This is a genomic window from Pseudomonas sp. C321, assembly GCF_055407105.1.
In genome coordinates, this window is the sequence record NZ_JBUZRB010000007.1 from 223418 (window position 1) to 239804 (window position 16387).

General features: G+C 60.4%; 20 protein-coding genes and 1 pseudogene. 4 read left to right on the plus strand and 17 right to left on the minus strand.

What is annotated here, in order from left to right:
• Positions 1–2: 2 nt before the first annotated feature.
• The 14 genes from phnF to ccmA form a co-directional block, all read right to left on the minus strand.
• On the minus strand, positions 3–707 hold the full coding sequence (gene phnF, locus ACZRJ6_RS21095) for a phosphonate metabolism transcriptional regulator PhnF (RefSeq protein WP_178114422.1): 705 nt from the start codon (positions 705–707) through the stop codon (positions 3–5).
• 36 nt (positions 708–743) lie between these two features.
• Complete coding sequence (phnE, locus tag ACZRJ6_RS21100) at positions 744–1526, minus strand: phosphonate ABC transporter, permease protein PhnE (protein WP_463969648.1); 783 nt, start codon at positions 1524–1526, stop codon at positions 744–746.
• A gap of 52 nt (positions 1527–1578) precedes the next feature.
• Positions 1579–2580, minus strand: a complete 1002-nt coding sequence (phnD, locus tag ACZRJ6_RS21105) for a phosphonate ABC transporter substrate-binding protein (protein ID WP_463969647.1) — start codon at positions 2578–2580, stop codon at positions 1579–1581.
• A gap of 32 nt (positions 2581–2612) precedes the next feature.
• A complete protein-coding gene (phnC, locus tag ACZRJ6_RS21110; protein WP_463969646.1) occupies positions 2613–3446 on the minus strand; it encodes a phosphonate ABC transporter ATP-binding protein in 834 nt (277 codons plus the stop codon).
• A gap of 252 nt (positions 3447–3698) precedes the next feature.
• The gene (locus ACZRJ6_RS21115; protein ID WP_463969645.1) at positions 3699–4103 is read right to left on the minus strand and encodes a hypothetical protein; all 405 of its coding nucleotides are present in this window, start codon (positions 4101–4103) and stop codon (positions 3699–3701) included.
• Between the two features lie 16 nt (positions 4104–4119).
• Positions 4120–5313, minus strand: coding sequence for a c-type cytochrome biogenesis protein CcmI (gene ccmI, locus ACZRJ6_RS21120; protein ID WP_463969644.1), 1194 nt, complete (start codon positions 5311–5313; stop codon positions 4120–4122).
• A complete protein-coding gene (locus tag ACZRJ6_RS21125) occupies positions 5306–5779 on the minus strand; it encodes a cytochrome c-type biogenesis protein (protein WP_463969643.1) in 474 nt (157 codons plus the stop codon). The genes ccmI and ACZRJ6_RS21125 overlap by 8 nt, the downstream gene beginning before the upstream one ends.
• The gene (locus tag ACZRJ6_RS21130; RefSeq protein ID WP_463969642.1) at positions 5776–6312 is read right to left on the minus strand and encodes a DsbE family thiol:disulfide interchange protein; all 537 of its coding nucleotides are present in this window, start codon (positions 6310–6312) and stop codon (positions 5776–5778) included. Before ACZRJ6_RS21130 ends, ACZRJ6_RS21125 begins: the two co-directional genes overlap by 4 nt.
• A complete protein-coding gene (locus ACZRJ6_RS21135; protein WP_463969641.1) occupies positions 6309–8297 on the minus strand; it encodes a heme lyase CcmF/NrfE family subunit in 1989 nt (662 codons plus the stop codon). The genes ACZRJ6_RS21130 and ACZRJ6_RS21135 overlap by 4 nt, the downstream gene beginning before the upstream one ends.
• A gap of 3 nt (positions 8298–8300) precedes the next feature.
• On the minus strand, positions 8301–8756 hold the full coding sequence (gene ccmE, locus ACZRJ6_RS21140; RefSeq protein WP_463969640.1) for a cytochrome c maturation protein CcmE: 456 nt from the start codon (positions 8754–8756) through the stop codon (positions 8301–8303).
• The gene (gene ccmD, locus ACZRJ6_RS21145) at positions 8753–8929 is read right to left on the minus strand and encodes a heme exporter protein CcmD (RefSeq protein WP_133099115.1); all 177 of its coding nucleotides are present in this window, start codon (positions 8927–8929) and stop codon (positions 8753–8755) included. The genes ccmE and ccmD overlap by 4 nt, the downstream gene beginning before the upstream one ends.
• Positions 8926–9681, minus strand: coding sequence for a heme ABC transporter permease (locus tag ACZRJ6_RS21150; RefSeq protein WP_463969639.1), 756 nt, complete (start codon positions 9679–9681; stop codon positions 8926–8928). The genes ccmD and ACZRJ6_RS21150 overlap by 4 nt, the downstream gene beginning before the upstream one ends.
• A gap of 78 nt (positions 9682–9759) precedes the next feature.
• Positions 9760–10428 carry a heme exporter protein CcmB gene (ccmB, locus tag ACZRJ6_RS21155; RefSeq protein WP_133099117.1) on the minus strand — a complete coding sequence of 223 codons (669 nt, stop codon included), beginning with the start codon at positions 10426–10428 and terminating at the stop codon, positions 9760–9762.
• The gene (ccmA, locus tag ACZRJ6_RS21160) at positions 10425–11060 is read right to left on the minus strand and encodes a cytochrome c biogenesis heme-transporting ATPase CcmA (RefSeq protein WP_149411407.1); all 636 of its coding nucleotides are present in this window, start codon (positions 11058–11060) and stop codon (positions 10425–10427) included. Before ccmA ends, ccmB begins: the two co-directional genes overlap by 4 nt.
• A gap of 197 nt (positions 11061–11257) precedes the next feature.
• Here ccmA and fliK point away from each other — a divergent pair, with 197 nt between their 5' ends.
• Complete coding sequence (gene fliK / locus ACZRJ6_RS21165; RefSeq protein WP_463969638.1) at positions 11258–12835, plus strand: flagellar hook-length control protein FliK; 1578 nt, start codon at positions 11258–11260, stop codon at positions 12833–12835.
• The gene (locus ACZRJ6_RS21170) at positions 12832–13161 is read left to right on the plus strand and encodes an EscU/YscU/HrcU family type III secretion system export apparatus switch protein (protein ID WP_149411405.1); all 330 of its coding nucleotides are present in this window, start codon (positions 12832–12834) and stop codon (positions 13159–13161) included. Before fliK ends, ACZRJ6_RS21170 begins: the two co-directional genes overlap by 4 nt.
• On the opposite strand, the gene ACZRJ6_RS21175 is transcribed toward ACZRJ6_RS21170, so the two are convergent.
• On the minus strand, positions 13155–14471 hold the full coding sequence (locus ACZRJ6_RS21175) for a hypothetical protein (RefSeq protein ID WP_463969637.1): 1317 nt from the start codon (positions 14469–14471) through the stop codon (positions 13155–13157). The genes ACZRJ6_RS21170 and ACZRJ6_RS21175 overlap by 7 nt on opposite strands.
• A gap of 331 nt (positions 14472–14802) precedes the next feature.
• Between ACZRJ6_RS21175 and ACZRJ6_RS21180 the strand changes: the two are divergent.
• Together ACZRJ6_RS21180 and ACZRJ6_RS21185 are read left to right on the plus strand one after the other, a co-directional pair.
• Positions 14803–15066 (plus strand): annotated as a pseudogene (locus ACZRJ6_RS21180) (type II toxin-antitoxin system RelE/ParE family toxin); the annotation flags it as partial.
• Positions 15067–15080: 14 nt separating this feature from the next.
• Positions 15081–15368: a HigA family addiction module antitoxin gene (locus tag ACZRJ6_RS21185; protein ID WP_463969636.1), complete on the plus strand. Its 288-nt coding sequence runs from the start codon at positions 15081–15083 to the stop codon at positions 15366–15368.
• 80 nt (positions 15369–15448) lie between these two features.
• Here ACZRJ6_RS21185 and ACZRJ6_RS21190 read toward each other — a convergent pair whose 3' ends face one another.
• Positions 15449–15841, minus strand: a complete 393-nt coding sequence (locus ACZRJ6_RS21190) for a DUF2802 domain-containing protein (RefSeq protein ID WP_149411404.1) — start codon at positions 15839–15841, stop codon at positions 15449–15451.
• Positions 15842–16324 (minus strand): chemotaxis protein CheW, encoded by a 483-nt coding sequence (locus ACZRJ6_RS21195; RefSeq protein ID WP_017849392.1) that lies wholly within the window; start codon positions 16322–16324, stop codon positions 15842–15844.
• Positions 16325–16387: the final 63 nt, after the last annotated feature.

Consider the following 16387-nt stretch of genomic DNA (forward strand, 5'->3'; position numbering starts at 1 on the left):
CATCAGGTCACTACCTGGTACTGGAAGCGATCCGAACGGCTGGTGGACTGCGCAAGCTCCACCGGGTGGCCGTCGCGATCGCGGGAAAGGGTGAACACACTCAGCGCGGGTAAATGCCGAGGCATCATCAGCAGCGCGGCTTCGTCGCGGCTGGGCAAACGGGCACCGATCAGACTCAGGGTGCGGGTCAGCGGCAGGTCGCGTTCACGCAAGTAATGGCGCAGGGAGCCTCCGACGTAGTCCGCCAGCAGCGGTGCGCGGCTGGCGCAGTAGCGATGGCGGATCAGGCTGACGGGCTGGTGATCAAGCTTGCGCAGGGTTTGCAACTCGATCATCGGCGCCATCTCGGCGATGCCCAGATGCTCGGCTTCTTCGCGACTGGCGAAGCAATAGCGACGCTTGAGCAGCACCGCTTCCACGCCCAAGCCTTGGGCCGACAGTGACTGGCTGTAAGCGGTGTCGGCGCCCATCGGGTAAATCAGCGGCCGCTCCAGCACCTGGGTGCCTTTGCCTTGGCGGCGCAACAGGCTGCCTTCGAACACCAGTTCATCAATGGCCCGGCGCAGGGTGTGACGGTTGACGCCGAAGCGTTCGGCCAACTGCACCTCGGCGGGCAGGAAGTCGCCGGCCAGGTAGTCACTCAGCTCGCGGCGCAGGATGTCTGCGAGTTCGCGGTACACCGGCTCATCTTGTCTAGACAACTGCATGATTAAAAAAAAGCGCCCAAGGGCACCCCTCCAGAGTCAGATGAACCGCTTGCGCAGGCGCTGGGAAAGAACATCGATCATGCTCACCACCACGATGATCACCAGCAGCACTGCGCAGGTCTGCACGAACTGGAAGGCGCGGATATTCTCCCAGAGGATCACGCCGATCCCACCAGCACCAACCATCCCCACCACCGTCGCCGAGCGCACGTTGGCTTCAAAGCGGTAGAGCGCGTAGGACACCCACAGCGGCATCACTTGCGGGATCACGCCGTAGATCACCTCTTGCAAGGCACTGGCACCGGTAGCCCGAACCCCTTCCACCGGGCCTGGGTCGATGGCTTCGACGGCTTCGGCAAACAGCTTGGCGAGGACGCCAGTGGTGCTGATCCACAAGGCCAGAACACCGGCAAAAGGACCGAGGCCGACCGCAACCACGAACAACATGGCGAAGACCATTTCATTGATCGAGCGGAAGGCGTCCATCACCCGGCGTAGCGGTTGGTGAATCCACCATGGCGTAATGTTGTCGGCGCAGAGAATGCCCAGCGGCACCGAGCAGACTATCGCCAGCACCGTGCCCCAGAGGGCAATTTGCACGGTGACGATCATCTCCTTGAGGTAGGAGCGCCATTCATGGAAGTCCGGCGGGAAGAAGTCGGCGGCGAAGGTCGCCATGTTTCCGGAATCGCGGTACAGCGCCAGCGGGTTCATTTCGGCGCCGTTCCAGGCCCAGGCCAGCACGATCAGGAACAAGCCCCAACCGAGGTACTGGGGCCAGGTGCGCTTGCCGACAGCTTCAGCGTGCAGAGTGGTCATGGGTCTCTCTCAGAAGGCGGCGCGGTGCTTTTTTTTGCGCCGCGCCAGGGGATCAGCCGTTGGCTGCGGTCTTCTTGTCCAACTCGGTAATGCGCTGCTGCAACTTGGCGAGGTCGGCGTCGATATCGGCGAGTTTCTTGGCCTTGTCGGCGGCATCCAGCTTGGCATCGGCGGTGATGGTCGTGCGCTGTTTGAACAGTTCCAGCTGGCGGATCGGCAACAGTTGGTCATCGCTGGAAGCAAGGAACTTGCCCAGTTGCATGTTCTTCAGCACGACCTTCTCTTCATCGGTGTCGCCGTAGTTGAAGATGAAGTCGCGGATCTTGGTTTTCTCGCTGTCGGTCAACGCCTTGCTCCACACCAGCGGGTCGGCAGGGATCAGCGGCGACTTCCAGATCACCTTGAGCAGCGCGGCCTTGTCCGGCTGGGTTGCTTCCAGGCGGCCCCAGCTCTCGGTGTTGAAGGTGGCAACGTCCAACTGCCCCTTGGCAACGCTCAAGGCGTTGACCTCATGGCTGGAGTTGAGGGTGCGTTTGAAGGCAGTAGCGGCGTCGACGTGGTTCTTGGCGAACACGTAGTAGCCCGGCACCAGATAGCCCGAGGTGGAGTTCGGATCACCGTTGCCGAAGGTCAGGTTCTTCGCATTCTTGAGCATGTCTTCCACAGAGTTGATCGGGCTGTCCTTGCGCACGATCAGCACACTCCAGTAACCGGCGGCACCATCGGCAGCGGCGGTCTGGGCGAAGATCTCGCCGTTGGAGCGGTCCACCGCTTCCATGGCGGCCTTGTTGCCCAGCCAGGCGACGTCGACCTTGTTGAAGCGCATGCCCTGGATCAGTCCGGCGTAGTCGGAGGCGAATGTGGCGTTGATGGTCAGGCCGGTCTTCTTGTGCATGTCATCCAGAAACGGCTGCCAGATGCTCTTGAGGTTTTGCGAAGACTCAGTGGACATGATGCCGAAGTTGATGGCTTTGTCGGCCGCCTGGGCATTGCCCATCGCGACACTTGCCAACAAGACGGCGGACAGAAACACGTGGCCGATGCGGTTCAACATGGAAGGGATTCCTGTGGGTCGTGGATGGGGTTTCAAGCACGCGCCAGCGCCAGCCGAGGGGTGATCTCGGTGCGGCGGGACTGGTCGGAAAACATCAGGCTGGTGTCGACGTCGGCACCGTACAAATCATTGAGGAACTGGCTGCTCATCTGCGAGGCTTGGCCATCGAAATGAATCCGCCCGCCCTTGAGCGCCACGGCTCGCGGGCAGTAACGCATGGCGTAATCGACTTGATGCAGGGTCACCACCACAGTCTTGCCGTCGCGGCGGTTGATATCAGCGAGAATCTCCATAACCTTGCGCGCTGACTCCGGGTCGAGAGAGGCGATGGGTTCGTCGGCGAGGATCACTTCGGCACGCTGGGTCAATGCACGGGCAATCGCCACACGCTGCTGCTGACCGCCGGACAGGGTGGAGGCGCGCTGAGCGGCCAGATCAGCAAGGCCGACGCGAGCCAGGGATTCCATCGCGAACTGTTTTTCCTCGGTATTGAACAAGCCGAGGTTGCCTCGCCAGCGCGGCATGCGGCCCAGGCAACCGAGCAGCACGTTGTCCAGCACGCTCAAGCGGTTGACCAAGTTGAACTGCTGGAAGATATAGCCGATATCAGCCCGCAACCGCCGCACCTTGCCATTCAACCGCCCGCTGGCCTGCACTTCCCGGCCCAGTACCTTGACGCTGCCGCCGTTGCTCTTGTCGCAACAGGCCAGGCCCGCGAGGTGGCGCAGCAACGTGGACTTGCCGGAACCGGAAGCGCCAATCAGCGCGACCATCTCACCGGATGCGATGGTGAGTTCGAGGTCGACCAATGCGGACTTCTTCGCAAAGGTCTTGTTCAGATGATCGACATGGATAGCTGTAGTCATGGGCTTCTCTGTCTGGTTGAACAGCCGTCCGTGGCTGTATTTGAGTTCAAACGACAGTAAGCGCGGGGTGTGTCAGGCCTATGACTTGCACATGACCGGAGAAAAACCATTTGATGAAGGTTTGATGAAAGGTTGGGATGGGGGGCCAGCAACTGTGGCGAGGGGGCTTGCCCCCTCACCACAGGGGATTCGCCCATCATCAGGTTGCACTCCAGCCAGTAATGAAAAAGGCGACCCGAAGGTCGCCTTTTTTCATTGTGCGTATTGCTTGCTCAACCCCGGCGGTACGCCGTGGATATCGGTCTCTTCCCAAGGCCCGTTCGGGCTGATAGAGCGGCTCCAGCCGTTGCTCCAGCGGTAGTAGGTGCGCTGGCGGTAGAACGTATCTGACTGCTCTTCCAGCACATACACCTGCATCTTCCCGTCCCAATGGCTCGCAGCCCCAGGCGGCGGGGCGAAGGTGGCCGACTTGCTCGGCGGCGCCTTGGGCGGTGCAATTACTGGCCCGGAAGGTTTGGTACCAGGTTTGGTGCCCGGCTGGGTCGACGGCCCCGACGGCGGGATGGTCGGGCCGGTGGGCGCGGGAGGCCGATGAACCGCGCAAGCGCTCAACCCCAGAACCAGGCTGAGCAGGGTGATACGAGCGATGGCGGTCATGGGCGTTTCCTCGAAATTACTTATCCGGACTGTCGATGGTCAACTGCTGCGTCGCCGTGGTGCTGCTGGCCAAGGGTTGGCTGCGGCCGATCCATTCGCCGGCAGTCGGTTGACCGGCCCGGGAGATGCGCGCAACCAGTTGGACTTCGGGAAAGTTGGACAGTTTCAACTGCGGCATCATCGCGTCGGCGTCGCCCAGTTCGACGGTGATCGGCAGATCGGCCACGGTGACACGCTTGGCCGCCAATGGCGCAGGCGGACCTTTAACGGCGCGGGCGAAGATGAACACGCTGTCGCCCGGCAAGGCCTTGGCCTTCACATCAGCAGATAGATCGACGCGAACCTTGAGCACCGCGCCAACCTTGACCGGTGCCACGGCCCCGCCGCCCTCTTTCAACTTCTCTGCCGCGCGATCAATCCCACCTTGCAGCGCCGCACGGGAGTTGTCTTGCGGTGGCAGTAGGGCCAGCAGGCGGTTCCAGTAATCAATCGCCTCCTGATAACGCTGGCCTTCAAAGGCGGCAATACCGAGCAGGCCGAGGCTGGTGACTTCCTTCGGATCCAGCTTCAACGCTTCATCGGTCAAGGCCTGAATCTTGGGCGACCATTGTTTGTTGTCGGCAAAGTACTGCGCCTGAGCCCATTGCCCCAGCAGTTCCGGCTGACGGCCCGCCAATGCGACGGTACGTTCGAAGACTTTTGCGGCATCTGCCGAACGGTCCTGGGCCATGTAGGCGCGGCCGAGGAAGTACAAGCCTTCCGGCGAATCCGGCTGCGCTTCGGCAGCCCGCTCCAGGCGCTGGATCATGTCTTCCATGGACACCGGTGGCTGGGAAAATTCGCGGGTCAGTTCGACCTTGTCGCTGGCGCCGTAATGCAAGTACAGGGCAACGCCCAACACCGGCACGAGAAAAGCGGCCAACAACGGCAACGGCTTGCCCAGACGCGATTCCCGAGGCTTTTCAACGCCCTCGGTATCCGCCAGCAACTCACGGGCAGCTTCAGCGCGACCGGTATCCAGTTGCGCCGCATTGAGCACACCTTCGTCCTGCTGGGTTTGCAGTTCCGCCACGCGTTCCTGGTAGAGCGCCACGTTCAGCGCAGTGCGGTCCTCTTCACGCTGGGCACGGCGGCCGCGCAAAACCGGGATCAACAGGAAACTCAAGGCAACCAAAAGCAACAGACCTGCTGCGAGCCAGAAATCAATCATCAGTTTTTTTGTCCAGCAGTTGGTCGAGGCGTTGACGCTCATCGACGGAAAGCGTGTCCGACCCTTCGGCCGGGGCGGCGCGACGGCGGCGGATGATCACGACAATGATCACCAGCCCGCCCAGCAACAGCCCGGCAGGGCCGAACCAGAGCAGCGCGGTCTTGCCGGTGAGGGCCGGTCTGTAGCGCACGAACTCACCGTAGCGGTCGACCATGAAGTCGATGATCTGCTGATTGTCCTTGCCCTCGCCGAGCATGCGGAAGATCTCTTTGCGCAGGTCGGCAGCGATTGGCGCGTTGGAGTCGGCGATGTCCTGGTTCTGGCACTTGGGGCAGCGCAGTTCCTTGGTCAGTTCGCGAAAGCGCTCGCGGTCGCCGTCCTTGGCAAATTCGTAGGTATCGATGGCGGCGTGGGCCACGCCGGCCATGCTCAAGCCCAATACAGCAGCGGCTAACCAACGCTTCATGGCTTGGCCTCATCCACCAGCGCCTGGTATTTGGCGGCCAGTTGTTCGCGCCAGACCACTTCGTCGATCACGCCGACGAACTTGTCGCGGATCACACCCTTGGCGTCGATGAAGAAGGTTTCCGGGGCACCGTAGACGCCGAGGTTCAAGCCGAGATTGCCATCTTCGTCGCGTATATCCATCTGGTACGGATTGTGGAACTCTGCCAACCACTTCAAGGCCGCCGCGTTGTCATCCTTGTAGTTGACGCCGTAGATCACCACGCCCTGCTCGGCCAGTTTGTTCAGCACCGGGTGCTCGACACGACAGGAAATGCACCAGGTGGCCCAGACATTGACCAGCGCAGGCTTGCCGACCAGGTCGGCCTGGGTCAGGGTTTTGTCACCCTGCACCGTAGGCAACGAGAACGCCGGGAACGGCTTGCCGATCATCGCCGAAGGCAACTCGGTCGGGTCCAGATACAGCCCGCGATACAGGAACACCGCCACCAGCAGGAACACCGCCAGCGGCAACACCATCAACCAACGCTTCATACTGCTGCTCCCTGCATACCAAGAGCTTCACGCACCTGGCTCTTGACCTTGACTCGGTAACGCCGGTCCATCGCTGCCAGCAAGCCACCGAACCCGGTGAGCAGGGCGCCGAACCAGATCCAGCGCACGAACGGTTTGACGTGGACCCGCACGGCCCAGGCGCCATCGCCCAACGGCTCGCCCAGGGCGACGTAGAGGTCACGGGTGAATCCGGCGTCGATCCCTGCCTCGGTCATCACCGAATTTTGCACGGTGTACAAACGTTTTTCCGGGTGCAGTACCGAAATTTCCTTGCCGTTGCGAATTACGCGCACGGTGCCCTTGTCGGAGGTGAAGTTTGGCCCTTCGAAGTGCTTGGCACCCTCGAAGACAAACTGGTAACCACCCAGGTCCATGGATTCGCCCGGCGCCAGGCGCAGGTCGCGCTCGGCACTGTTCTGGCTGGACAACACCACGCCCAGGGCGCAAACGGCGATGCCGATGTGTGCGACCTGCATGCCCCAGTAGCTGCGGGTCAAGCTTGGCAAGCCTTTGATCAGGCCTTTGTGGCGGGTCTTGTCGAAAATGTCGCGTACGCCGGCCAGCAATACCCAGGCGGCGAGCATGAAGGTCGCCAGTACCGCCCAGTTGAAGTCGCCGTAGGCAATCCCGGCCACCACTGCCAGCGCGGCGCTGCCCAGCAGCACCGGGGTCAACATGCCCACCAGCCATTTCACTGGGGTGTCTTTCCAGCGCACCAGCATGCCGACCGCCATCACCACCATCAGCAGGCCCATCAATGGGATGAACAACGCGTTGAAGTACGGCGGGCCGACGGACAGCTTGGCGCCGGTCAGGGCATCGAGCACCAGCGGGTACAGGGTGCCCAGCAGGATCATCGATGCTGCTACCACCAGCACCAGGTTGTTGCCTAGCAATAGGGTTTCCCGCGACCAGAGGTTGAAGCCGACGTGGCTCTTGACCACCGGCGCGCGCAAGGCAAACAGGGTCAATGAGCCGCCGACCACGAACAGCAGGAAGATCAGGATGAACACGCCGCGCTCGGGGTCGGATGCGAAAGCGTGGACGGAGGTCAGCACACCGGAACGCACCAGGAAAGTCCCCAGCAAGCTCAGGGAGAACGCGGCGATGGCCAGCAACACGGTCCAGCTCTTGAATACGCCACGTTTTTCAGTGACGGCCAACGAGTGAATCAGCGCCGTGCCCACCAGCCAGGGCATGAAAGACGCGTTTTCCACCGGGTCCCAGAACCACCAGCCGCCCCAGCCGAGTTCGTAGTAGGCCCACCAGGAGCCCAACGTAATGCCGATGCCGAGGAAGGCCCAGGCGACGATGGTCCATGGCCGCGACCAGCGCGCCCAGGCTGCATCGAGACGCCCGCCCAAGAGTGCGGCAATGGCGAAGGCGAAGGCCACGGAGAAACCGACATAACCCATGTAGAGCATCGGCGGGTGGACGATCAGGCCGATGTCTTGCAACAGCGGGTTGAGGTCGTTCCCGTTCGTCGGAATTTGCGGCAGAAGCCGCGTGAACGGGTTGGAGGTCATGATCAAAAACAGCAGGAAGCCGATGCTGATCATGCCCATCACCGCCAGCACCCGGGCCAGCATCACTTGGGGCAACTGCCGGGAGAATATCGACACGGCAAAGGTCCAGCCGCCGAGGATCAGTGCCCACAGCAGCAGAGAGCCTTCGTGGGCACCCCACACAGCGCTGAACTTGTAGTACCAGGGCAAGGCGGTGTTGGAGTTACTGGCGACGTAGGCGACAGAAAAGTCGTCAGTCATGAACGCGTAGGTCAGGCAGCCAAAGGCAAAGGCGAGAAAGGCGAACTGGCCCCAGGCGGCTGGCTGGGCCAGGCTCATCCACAGGCGATCACCGCGCCAGGCGCCCAGCAACGGGACGATAGCCTGGACCACGGCGAAGCACAGGGCGAGGATCATCGCCAGTTGGCCCAGCTCTGGAATATAAAGTGCTGACGTCATCGCTTAGCCCTCCTTGGCAGGGGTTGGGGCCGATTGACCGCTGTCTTTCAACGCTTTGGTCACTTCCGGCGGCATGTACTTTTCATCGTGCTTGGCCAGCACTTCATCGGCCACCACCACGCCGTCGGCGTTGATCTTGCCCAGGGCAACGATGCCCTGGCCTTCGCGGAACAGGTCCGGGAGGATGCCGCGGTAGGTGATGGTTACGGACTTATTGAAGTCGGTGACCACGAACTGGACGTCCAGGGAGTCACCGGTACGTTTCAGGGAGCCGGCTTCGACCATGCCGCCAGCGCGGATGCGCGTGCCCTGCGGCGCTTCGCCGTTGGCAATCTGGGTCGGGGTGTAGAACAGATTGATATTCTGCTGCAAGGCACTCAGGGCCAGGCCGACGGCAGCGCCGACGCCTATCAGGATGGCAAGGATGATCAACAGACGCTTTCTACGCAGCGGTTTCACTTATCGGTCTCCCGGCGCAGACGACGCGCCTCTTGTTGCAGGTAACGCTTGCGGGCCAGGATCGGCGCGACGACGTTGAGGGCCAGCACCGCCAGGCAGATGCCATAGGCCGTCCAGACATACAGGCCGTGATGGCCCATGGCGAGAAATTCACTGAAAGAGGCGAAACTCATCCACGGGCTCCCAGGCTATTTTGTACTTGGGCCTTGACCCAACTGGCGCGGGGTTCACGCTTGAGCACTTCCAGGCGCATGCGCATCAGCAGCACGGCGCCGAAGAAGCAGTAGAAACCCAGCAGCATCAGCAGCAAAGGCGCCCACATTTCCACGGGCATCGCCGGCTTTTCGGTAAGGGTGAAGGTGGCGCCCTGGTGCAGGGTGTTCCACCACTCCACCGAGTACTTGATGATCGGGATATTGATCACGCCAACAATCGCCAACACCGCGCAGGCCTTGGCGGCGCTGTCACGATTGCTGATGGCGTTGCCCAGCGCAATAAGACCGAAGTACAGAAACAGCAGGATCAGCATGGACGTTAGTCGAGCATCCCACACCCACCACGAGCCCCAGGTCGGTTTGCCCCAGATCGCTCCGGTGACTAGCGCCACGGCAGTCATCCAGGCGCCGATGGGCGCAGCGCATTGCAGGGCGACGTCGGCCAGTTTCATCTTCCACACCAGGCCGACGATACCGCACACCGCTAGCATCACATAGCAGGACTGGGCCAACATCGCGGCAGGAACATGAATGTAGATGATGCGAAAGCTGTTGCCTTGCTGGTAGTCCGGCGGCGCGAAGGCCAGGCCCCAGACCAGGCCGGTGCCAATGAGCAAAACGGCGGCGACGCTGAGCCATGGCAGTATTTTGCCACTGATGCCATAGAACCACTTGGGCGAGCCGAGCTTGTGAAACCAGATCCAGTTCATTGCTGTGTCCATCACGGTTGCTTCAAGGCAGTGCAAGAAGCCAAGGGTCTTTACTGGCTAAATATTAGCCAGACCTCATTATTCGCCGACGCTTATTTTCAGGCCGGCGGCTATAGCAAAAGGTGTCAGGGTTACCGCCAGGGCGGTCAGGCTACCAAGCCACAAGAGGTAACCGGTTGCCGGCATGCCCATGAGCGCAGCTTGCAAAGCACCGCTGCCCAGGATCAACACCGGGATATACAAAGGTAAAATCAGCAGGGCCAGCAGCAGGCCTCCCCGTTTCAGGCCGACGGTCAGTGCCGCACCGACGGCTCCCAAAAGACTCAATACCGGCGTGCCAAGCAACAATGACATGAGCAACACCGGCAGGCACTCGGCGGGCAATCCCAGCATCATCGCCAGCAGTGGCGCGAGCAAAACCAACGCCAGGCCGGAAAACGCCCAGTGTGCCAGTACCTTGGCCAGAACCAGAAGAGGCAGGGGGTGCGACGAAAGGACCCACTGCTCCAGGGAACCATCCTCGAAATCACTGCGAAACAGCCCGTCCAGCGAGAGCAGGACGGACAAAAGGGCTGCTACCCAGACCAGTCCCGGAGACAAGGTTTGCAACAGTTTAGTCTCGGGTCCGACCGCCAACGGGAACAAGGCAATGACAATCGCGAAAAACACCAGCGGGTTGGCCAGTTCTGCCGGACGGCGACACAACAGCCGCGCTTCACGGGCGACCAACAGGGCGAAGACACTCATACCGACCACCGTCCCAGGTCCAGGTCACGGTAACCGGACGGCATCCGCGTCAGCGTATGGTGGGTGGTCAGGATCACCATGCCGCCCAATTCGCAGTGGTTGGCCAGGTGTTCTTCCAACTGAGCCACGCCCTGTTTATCGAGGGCCGTGAAGGGTTCGTCGAGAATCCACAGCAGCGGGCCGTCCAGATACAGGCGGGCCAGGGCCACGCGGCGCTGCTGGCCGGCGGACAGGGTATGACAGGGAACATCTTCAAAGCCCTTCAGGCCAACAGCGGCCAGGGCCTGCCAGATCGACTCGCGGGTTGCCGGGTGATGCAGGGCGCTGAGCCAACTGAGGTTTTCCTCGGGCGTCAGCACGTCCTTGATCCCCGCCGCATGGCCAATCCACAACAGATTGCGGGCCAGCTCTGTGCGTTGTTCGGCCAAGGGTTTGCCGTTGAGCCGCACTTCGCCCGCCGTTGGCGCCATCAACCCGGCCAACAGGCGCAACAGGCTGGTCTTGCCGCTGCCGTTGGGTCCGCTGATCTGCACCATGTCGCCGGCCGCCAGACGCAGTTCGAGGTGTTCGAAGAGCATCCGCAGGTCGCGCTCACAAGCGAGCGCTACGGCTTCTAGAAGAGGGCTGGTCAAGAGATCGCGGGCCTTTACGGTTCAAGTCGGCAATGGATCGGCCGTTATAGAGATGCAAAGTAAATGCATTGGCCGCCTGTTTTAGAGAGTTGGATCAATCAGTTGTGATGTTTTTGACACTCTCTTTGAAGACGGGCGGCATTATACATGCGATGCCCTACTCTAAAGAGGGCAATTTCCTTGAGACGGCGCGTGCGATGACCGGTGACATCAACCTTCCAACGCTTCCTCCAGCGGCCCCGGCCGGGCCTCGCCCTGCCCCGGCGGTCGGTGAATTGCTGAAACTGCTGGAGCCCCAGACCGGGCTGATCGATGCCGGAAAAACTGTGAACGCCGAGGTCCTGGCCCTCAAGCAAGGTGGCGAAGCCTTTCAGTTGTTGCTCAAGCTGACCCTGGAGGGCGGCCGACAAACCCTGGTGCAGGCCAACAGCACCCAACCGCTGCCGTTGGGCAGCAATGTGGCAGTGAGCCAGACCTCATCGGGCGACCTGGCCATCAGCCTGCAACAGGCCCTCAGCGCCAACGTAGCCGCTCTCACCCGCATCGACACCAACCAATTGCCAGTAGGCACATTGCTGCAAGCCAAAGTGCTGACCAGCCAGGCCTTGCCCCAGGGTGCCGGGCAGCCTGCGCTCTTTCGTTCGCTGATCTCGGTGCTCAACAATGCCCTGAGCGGCGCGACCCTGACCCTCGAAAGCCCACAGCCGCTACGGGTTGGCAGTCTGCTCAGCGCCGTGATCCAGGATGCGCAGACCTTGAGTTTCGTGCCCCTGAGCAATCGCCGGGATCAACTGGCCGTCAGCCAACAACTCGCCACCCAGCAGAGCCGCCAGGGCTCCCTGGAGGGCGTGCTCAAGGCCCTGCAAAACCTGCCCCGCAGCGACGACACGCCGGTGGAACTGCGCGCTGCCGTGGAGCGTTTACTGGCCGGATTGCCGGACTTGGCGCAAGTCAGCAATCCCAAGGCCTTGGCTCAGTTGCTACAGAACAGCGGTGTGTTTCTCGAAGCAAAATTACTGGCGGGACAGAATCCACAGGTGCCGCCCCTCGACATGAAAGGCAGCCTGCTGCGGCTGGTGGCAGAGTTGATGCCAGCCCTGCCCGCCAGCACCAACCTCAATGCGATCCTGGCGGCCAACACTCTTGCCCAAATGCTGCCCAGCTTCGTACGCAGCCCGTTAGGCACCCTCGGCCAGGTTGGTGCGAAGCCCTCCCCCGGCGGCTTTCCCTTGCCTGAACGGTTGATGCAACGCCTGGAAGGCGAAGGCAGCCTGGAAAACCTGCTGCGCCTGGCCGCCGGCGCCATCTCCCGCTTGCAGAGCCATCAACTGTCGAGCCTGGAACAAACCGGCACCACCGCCGATGGGCGGCTGCAAACCACCTGGCAACTGGAAATCCCCATGCGCACCTTGCAAGACATCGTGCCCTTGCAGGTCAAGTTCCAGCGTGAAGAACCGGCGCCAGACAAGGAACAGCCCGAACGCAAGATCGAACGGGACGCGAAAAAGATGCTCTGGCGCGTGGAACTGGCCTTCGACATGGAGCCCTTAGGCCCATTGCAGGTCCAGGCGCAACTGACCCAAGGCAAACTCTCCAGCCAGCTCTGGGCCACCCGCCCCTACACCGCCAGCCTGATCGAAAGCCACCTGGGTAACCTGCGCGAGCGCCTGGTGTCGTCTGGGCTCAACGTCGGCGACCTCGATTGCCACCTCGGCACCCCGCCCCGTGGCCCGAAAACCGGGCTTGAGCAACGCTGGGTGGATGAAACCGCATGAAAAACCCCACCCCGCCGCGCCAGGCCATCGCCCTCAAATACGACGGCAAAGCCGCGCCAACCCTGACCGCCAAGGGCGACGACGCCCTCGCCGAAGCCATCCTCAGGTTGGCGCGAGAAAATGAAGTACCAATTTATGAAAATGCCGAACTGGTCAAATTGCTGGCGCGGATGGAATTGGGCGACAGCATCCCCGAGGAGTTGTACCGCACCATCGCTGAGATCATTGCGTTTGCCTGGACGTTGAAGGGCAAGTTCCCGGTGGGGTACGACCCGGATGCGAGGCCGGTGGAGCGGGATGTGACGGAGCGTGGGGACGATTATTGAGCCCTCCCGCAGCGCAATCCACTCGGTAGCACTTGCTCCAGTACCCTTGCCGCAATCGAAGTCGGCACATGTGCCTTGTTGGCGTGCAACTCCAGCGCCTGGCTCAACGTCTTGCCTTCATAGCGGCTCAGCGCCTGAGTGAATACCTTCGCCGTTGCCGGATCCAGATCGCGAACAAACAGGTTGATAAACCCTGGGGCGATCACGGTATCGCGCACCCGTTGTATTTCTGCCGATATCGCGGCTGGATCACGGGCAACATGCTCGGCAAATAACGCTGCATCCTTGACTTCAATGGTGTTTGAGCCAGGAACACGTTCGGCGACCGTTACCGGCTTGGTGCCATCCCAGGCGGTTAACGAGTACTCGCTGACGACATCGCGGTTGTTCTCCACCGACTCTATAGTCCCTTGCCTGTTTTCCAGGGAGGCCTTGAAAAAAATGCTCAAGGTATCGAAGTTCATCAACGCCTCATCCGTGGAGCGCTTGAGGATGCGACAACACAAGGTAGCCAAGTCCACCTGAATATCGTGCACCGCCACTTTTTGCTCGCCTCTGGATACCGCTACGCCCAGCTTGCCATCAAAGTCTTTGGGCCACAGATAAAGCGCATCGCGGGTCAGCGCCTGATCAAACTTGCGCTCCATTGAACCCAGAAAACTTTGCAAAAGAGCGGCCCCCTGGGTGTGAACCTGGGGCATCGTCAGGCCTGGCAGACGATTTTGGATCATGTTTTTGACATCGTCGGCGCCCAAGGCAAATCGGCCCTTCAGGAACGACGTTTTACCCGCCGAAGGCGCACCCCGAACAATCGCAATGTCTTTTTTCTCGATGGGGTCCGGGCCGAGCAGCAATGACTGGAAGGTTGCCGCGTATTGGCTGCTCAATGTGGTGGTGAGGTTTTTCAGAATATTGGCATTGAGGCTATCGACTTCCGGCAGCCAGACGCCGGGGGCCATCAAGCGCGCTGTAAAGCCACCCCAGTCGCTTTTTTGCAGAGCCTTCAGCGCCTCGGGATCGCGGGTAAGTGCCTGCCATGACTCGATGCTGGGATCTGCTTTCAGGCAAGCCAGGCGGGCGTTATAGGTATTTTCGCCGCGCGCAAGCTTTAGCAGATTGCTCAACACTGACCGGGAGTTGTCTTGGTTGATGTAAGCCAATCCTGCGTCATGGAGGCCACAGCCCAAATGGCCATTTGCGGTGTTGCTCTTAAGCCTCAGATCGTCACTGCGTTGTTTGCTATCGATACTGTCAGGCACCCAAGCAGCAGGATGTGCGACCGGTATATTCCCAAGACTATTAGTAGGCATATGGAGCACCTTGATTGATCAAGATGGAAACATAATGGGGGAGCCCTGTACTGCATGTAGGACATAACTTACTGACGGGTAAGAAAGCCTAAAACCAGCAGGTCCAGCGCAATGGTAATAACTCCGGGAAGACTCAGAGTGCGCTCGCTGACGGCCAACCCGGAGTCTTCCGACAGGCATATAGGGTTGTCGCTCAGAACCCGCCCCTCTAGCCTCAGTAGTTTGAATCACATCAGCAGCGGGGCGTTATGAACCTGTCCACCCAATCAGATACGCGGTCATTGCGCAGCGTGATGCATCACATCACAATCGCACCATGATCGTCAGCTGAAAGCATAAAGGCCTCAGGGCGTTTTATGAGACTGGCTCAACTAAAGGAATCAACGCGAACCATGCAAATCGCTTGCGTCGCGCCTTGCTGATTCTGAACAGCGCCGGCCACTGGAGTGACTTGGCATTACCAGGCTGGCGCTTTCACCGGCTGAAAGGCGACCTTGTCGACTACTGGTCTGTGAGCATCAGTGGCAACTGGCGCATCATTTTTCGCATGCTCGATGACCAGGTCGAACTCGTTGATTATCTTGATTACCACTGAGTAGAGGTACCTATATGGGTATGCACAACCCTCCTCACCCAGGAGAAATTCTTCTTGAGGACGTGATCCCCGGATTGGGAATGACCATCACGGAAGTGGCTCGTCGCCTCGGCTTCGCCAGAGAAACTTTCTCAAGAATCCTGCATGGTCATGCCCCAGTCAGCCCTGACCTTGCGGTAAGGCTGGAACGAGCAGGCATCAGCACCGCGCGATTGTGGCTGTCGATGCAAAGTGGTTACGACCTGTGGCAGGCGGAGCATCGGGAGCAACCAAAAATAGAGCGATTTGCCCAGATTGAATGATCAACAATAAAAAACCGCTGAGCCAGTCTGGTCAGCGGTTTTTTTGTCGACAATTTGATCGTTACAACCAAAAATCCATGTCAGCTCTTGTGCAACTTACTCATCAACTGTGCCTCAGCCTGGGTCAAGCCGCAGGACTGGGTCAGCTCATCGACCGTAGCGCCCATGCCCACCAACTTCGCCGCTTGGGCAAAAGACAGGTTCGACGGATCGCGCTGTTCAAGCGCAGCCAGTTTGTCCGGCAATGGCGCCAGCACTGAACGCAACTCGTGCACGTCCTCCCCGACGCGCACAGCGCTTTGCTGGTAGTTGTCGACTCGCTTGGCCAGTTCACGCATGCGCTGGTCGCGCACAGCATCGCGCTCGGCCTGTTGCAGGGTCAATTCGCGTTGCTGGCGCATGTAGCGCAGCAAAATAACCAGTGTCCCGACCCACAGCAGGGCCAGGACGATCACCGCTACCTCAAGGATCAATCAGATGTTCTCCAGATCCGACCATTCTTCTTCGCTCATCATCTTGTCCAGCTCAACCAGAATCAGCAGTTCGCCGTTCTTGTTGCACACGCCCTGGATGAACTTGGCAGATTCTTCGTTACCGACGTTCGGCGCAGTTTCCACTTCCGATTGACGCAGGTAAACCACCTCAGCGACGCTGTCGACCATGATCCCGACCACTTGCTTGTCGGCTTCGATGATAACGATACGGGTGTTGTCGTTGACTTCGGTCGGGATCAAGCCGAAGCGCTGGCGGGTGTCGATGACCGTCACCACGTTGCCGCGCAGGTTGATGATACCCAGCACGTAGCTTGGCGCGCCCGGCACCGGGGCGATTTCAGTGTAGCGCAGCACTTCCTGCACGCGCATCACGTTGATGCCGTAGGACTCGTTGTCCAGTTTGAAGGTAACCCATTGCAGGATCGGATCATCCAAACCCTGTGCGGACGCTGACTTGTTCATACCCTGACCCCTTCAAGAACCGTTGATAACGGTGTGTGTTCGTAGGCAGCACAACGGTGCTGC

Bases quoted from the DNA above. Each gene is read 5' to 3' on its own strand.
- phnF (WP_178114422.1), bottom strand. From the start codon at position 707: ATGCAGTTGTCTAGACAAGATGAGCCGGTGTACCGCGAACTCGCAGAC.
- phnE (WP_463969648.1), bottom strand. From the start codon at position 1,526: ATGACCACTCTGCACGCTGAAGCTGTCGGCAAGCGCACCTGGCCCCAG.
- phnD (WP_463969647.1), bottom strand. From the start codon at position 2,580: ATGTTGAACCGCATCGGCCACGTGTTTCTGTCCGCCGTCTTGTTGGCA.
- phnC (WP_463969646.1), bottom strand. From the start codon at position 3,446: ATGACTACAGCTATCCATGTCGATCATCTGAACAAGACCTTTGCGAAG.
- ACZRJ6_RS21115 (WP_463969645.1), bottom strand. From the start codon at position 4,103: ATGACCGCCATCGCTCGTATCACCCTGCTCAGCCTGGTTCTGGGGTTG.
- ccmI (WP_463969644.1), bottom strand. From the start codon at position 5,313: ATGATTGATTTCTGGCTCGCAGCAGGTCTGTTGCTTTTGGTTGCCTTG.
- ACZRJ6_RS21125 (WP_463969643.1), bottom strand. From the start codon at position 5,779: ATGAAGCGTTGGTTAGCCGCTGCTGTATTGGGCTTGAGCATGGCCGGC.
- ACZRJ6_RS21130 (WP_463969642.1), bottom strand. From the start codon at position 6,312: ATGAAGCGTTGGTTGATGGTGTTGCCGCTGGCGGTGTTCCTGCTGGTG.
- ACZRJ6_RS21135 (WP_463969641.1), bottom strand. From the start codon at position 8,297: ATGACGTCAGCACTTTATATTCCAGAGCTGGGCCAACTGGCGATGATC.
- ccmD (WP_133099115.1), bottom strand. From the start codon at position 8,929: ATGAGTTTCGCCTCTTTCAGTGAATTTCTCGCCATGGGCCATCACGGC.
- ACZRJ6_RS21150 (WP_463969639.1), bottom strand. From the start codon at position 9,681: ATGAACTGGATCTGGTTTCACAAGCTCGGCTCGCCCAAGTGGTTCTAT.
- ccmB (WP_133099117.1), bottom strand. From the start codon at position 10,428: ATGAGTGTCTTCGCCCTGTTGGTCGCCCGTGAAGCGCGGCTGTTGTGT.
- fliK (WP_463969638.1), top strand. From the start codon at position 11,258: ATGACCGGTGACATCAACCTTCCAACGCTTCCTCCAGCGGCCCCGGCC.
- ACZRJ6_RS21170 (WP_149411405.1), top strand. From the start codon at position 12,832: ATGAAAAACCCCACCCCGCCGCGCCAGGCCATCGCCCTCAAATACGAC.
- ACZRJ6_RS21175 (WP_463969637.1), bottom strand. From the start codon at position 14,471: ATGCCTACTAATAGTCTTGGGAATATACCGGTCGCACATCCTGCTGCT.
- ACZRJ6_RS21185 (WP_463969636.1), top strand. From the start codon at position 15,081: ATGGGTATGCACAACCCTCCTCACCCAGGAGAAATTCTTCTTGAGGAC.
- ACZRJ6_RS21195 (WP_017849392.1), bottom strand. From the start codon at position 16,324: ATGAACAAGTCAGCGTCCGCACAGGGTTTGGATGATCCGATCCTGCAA.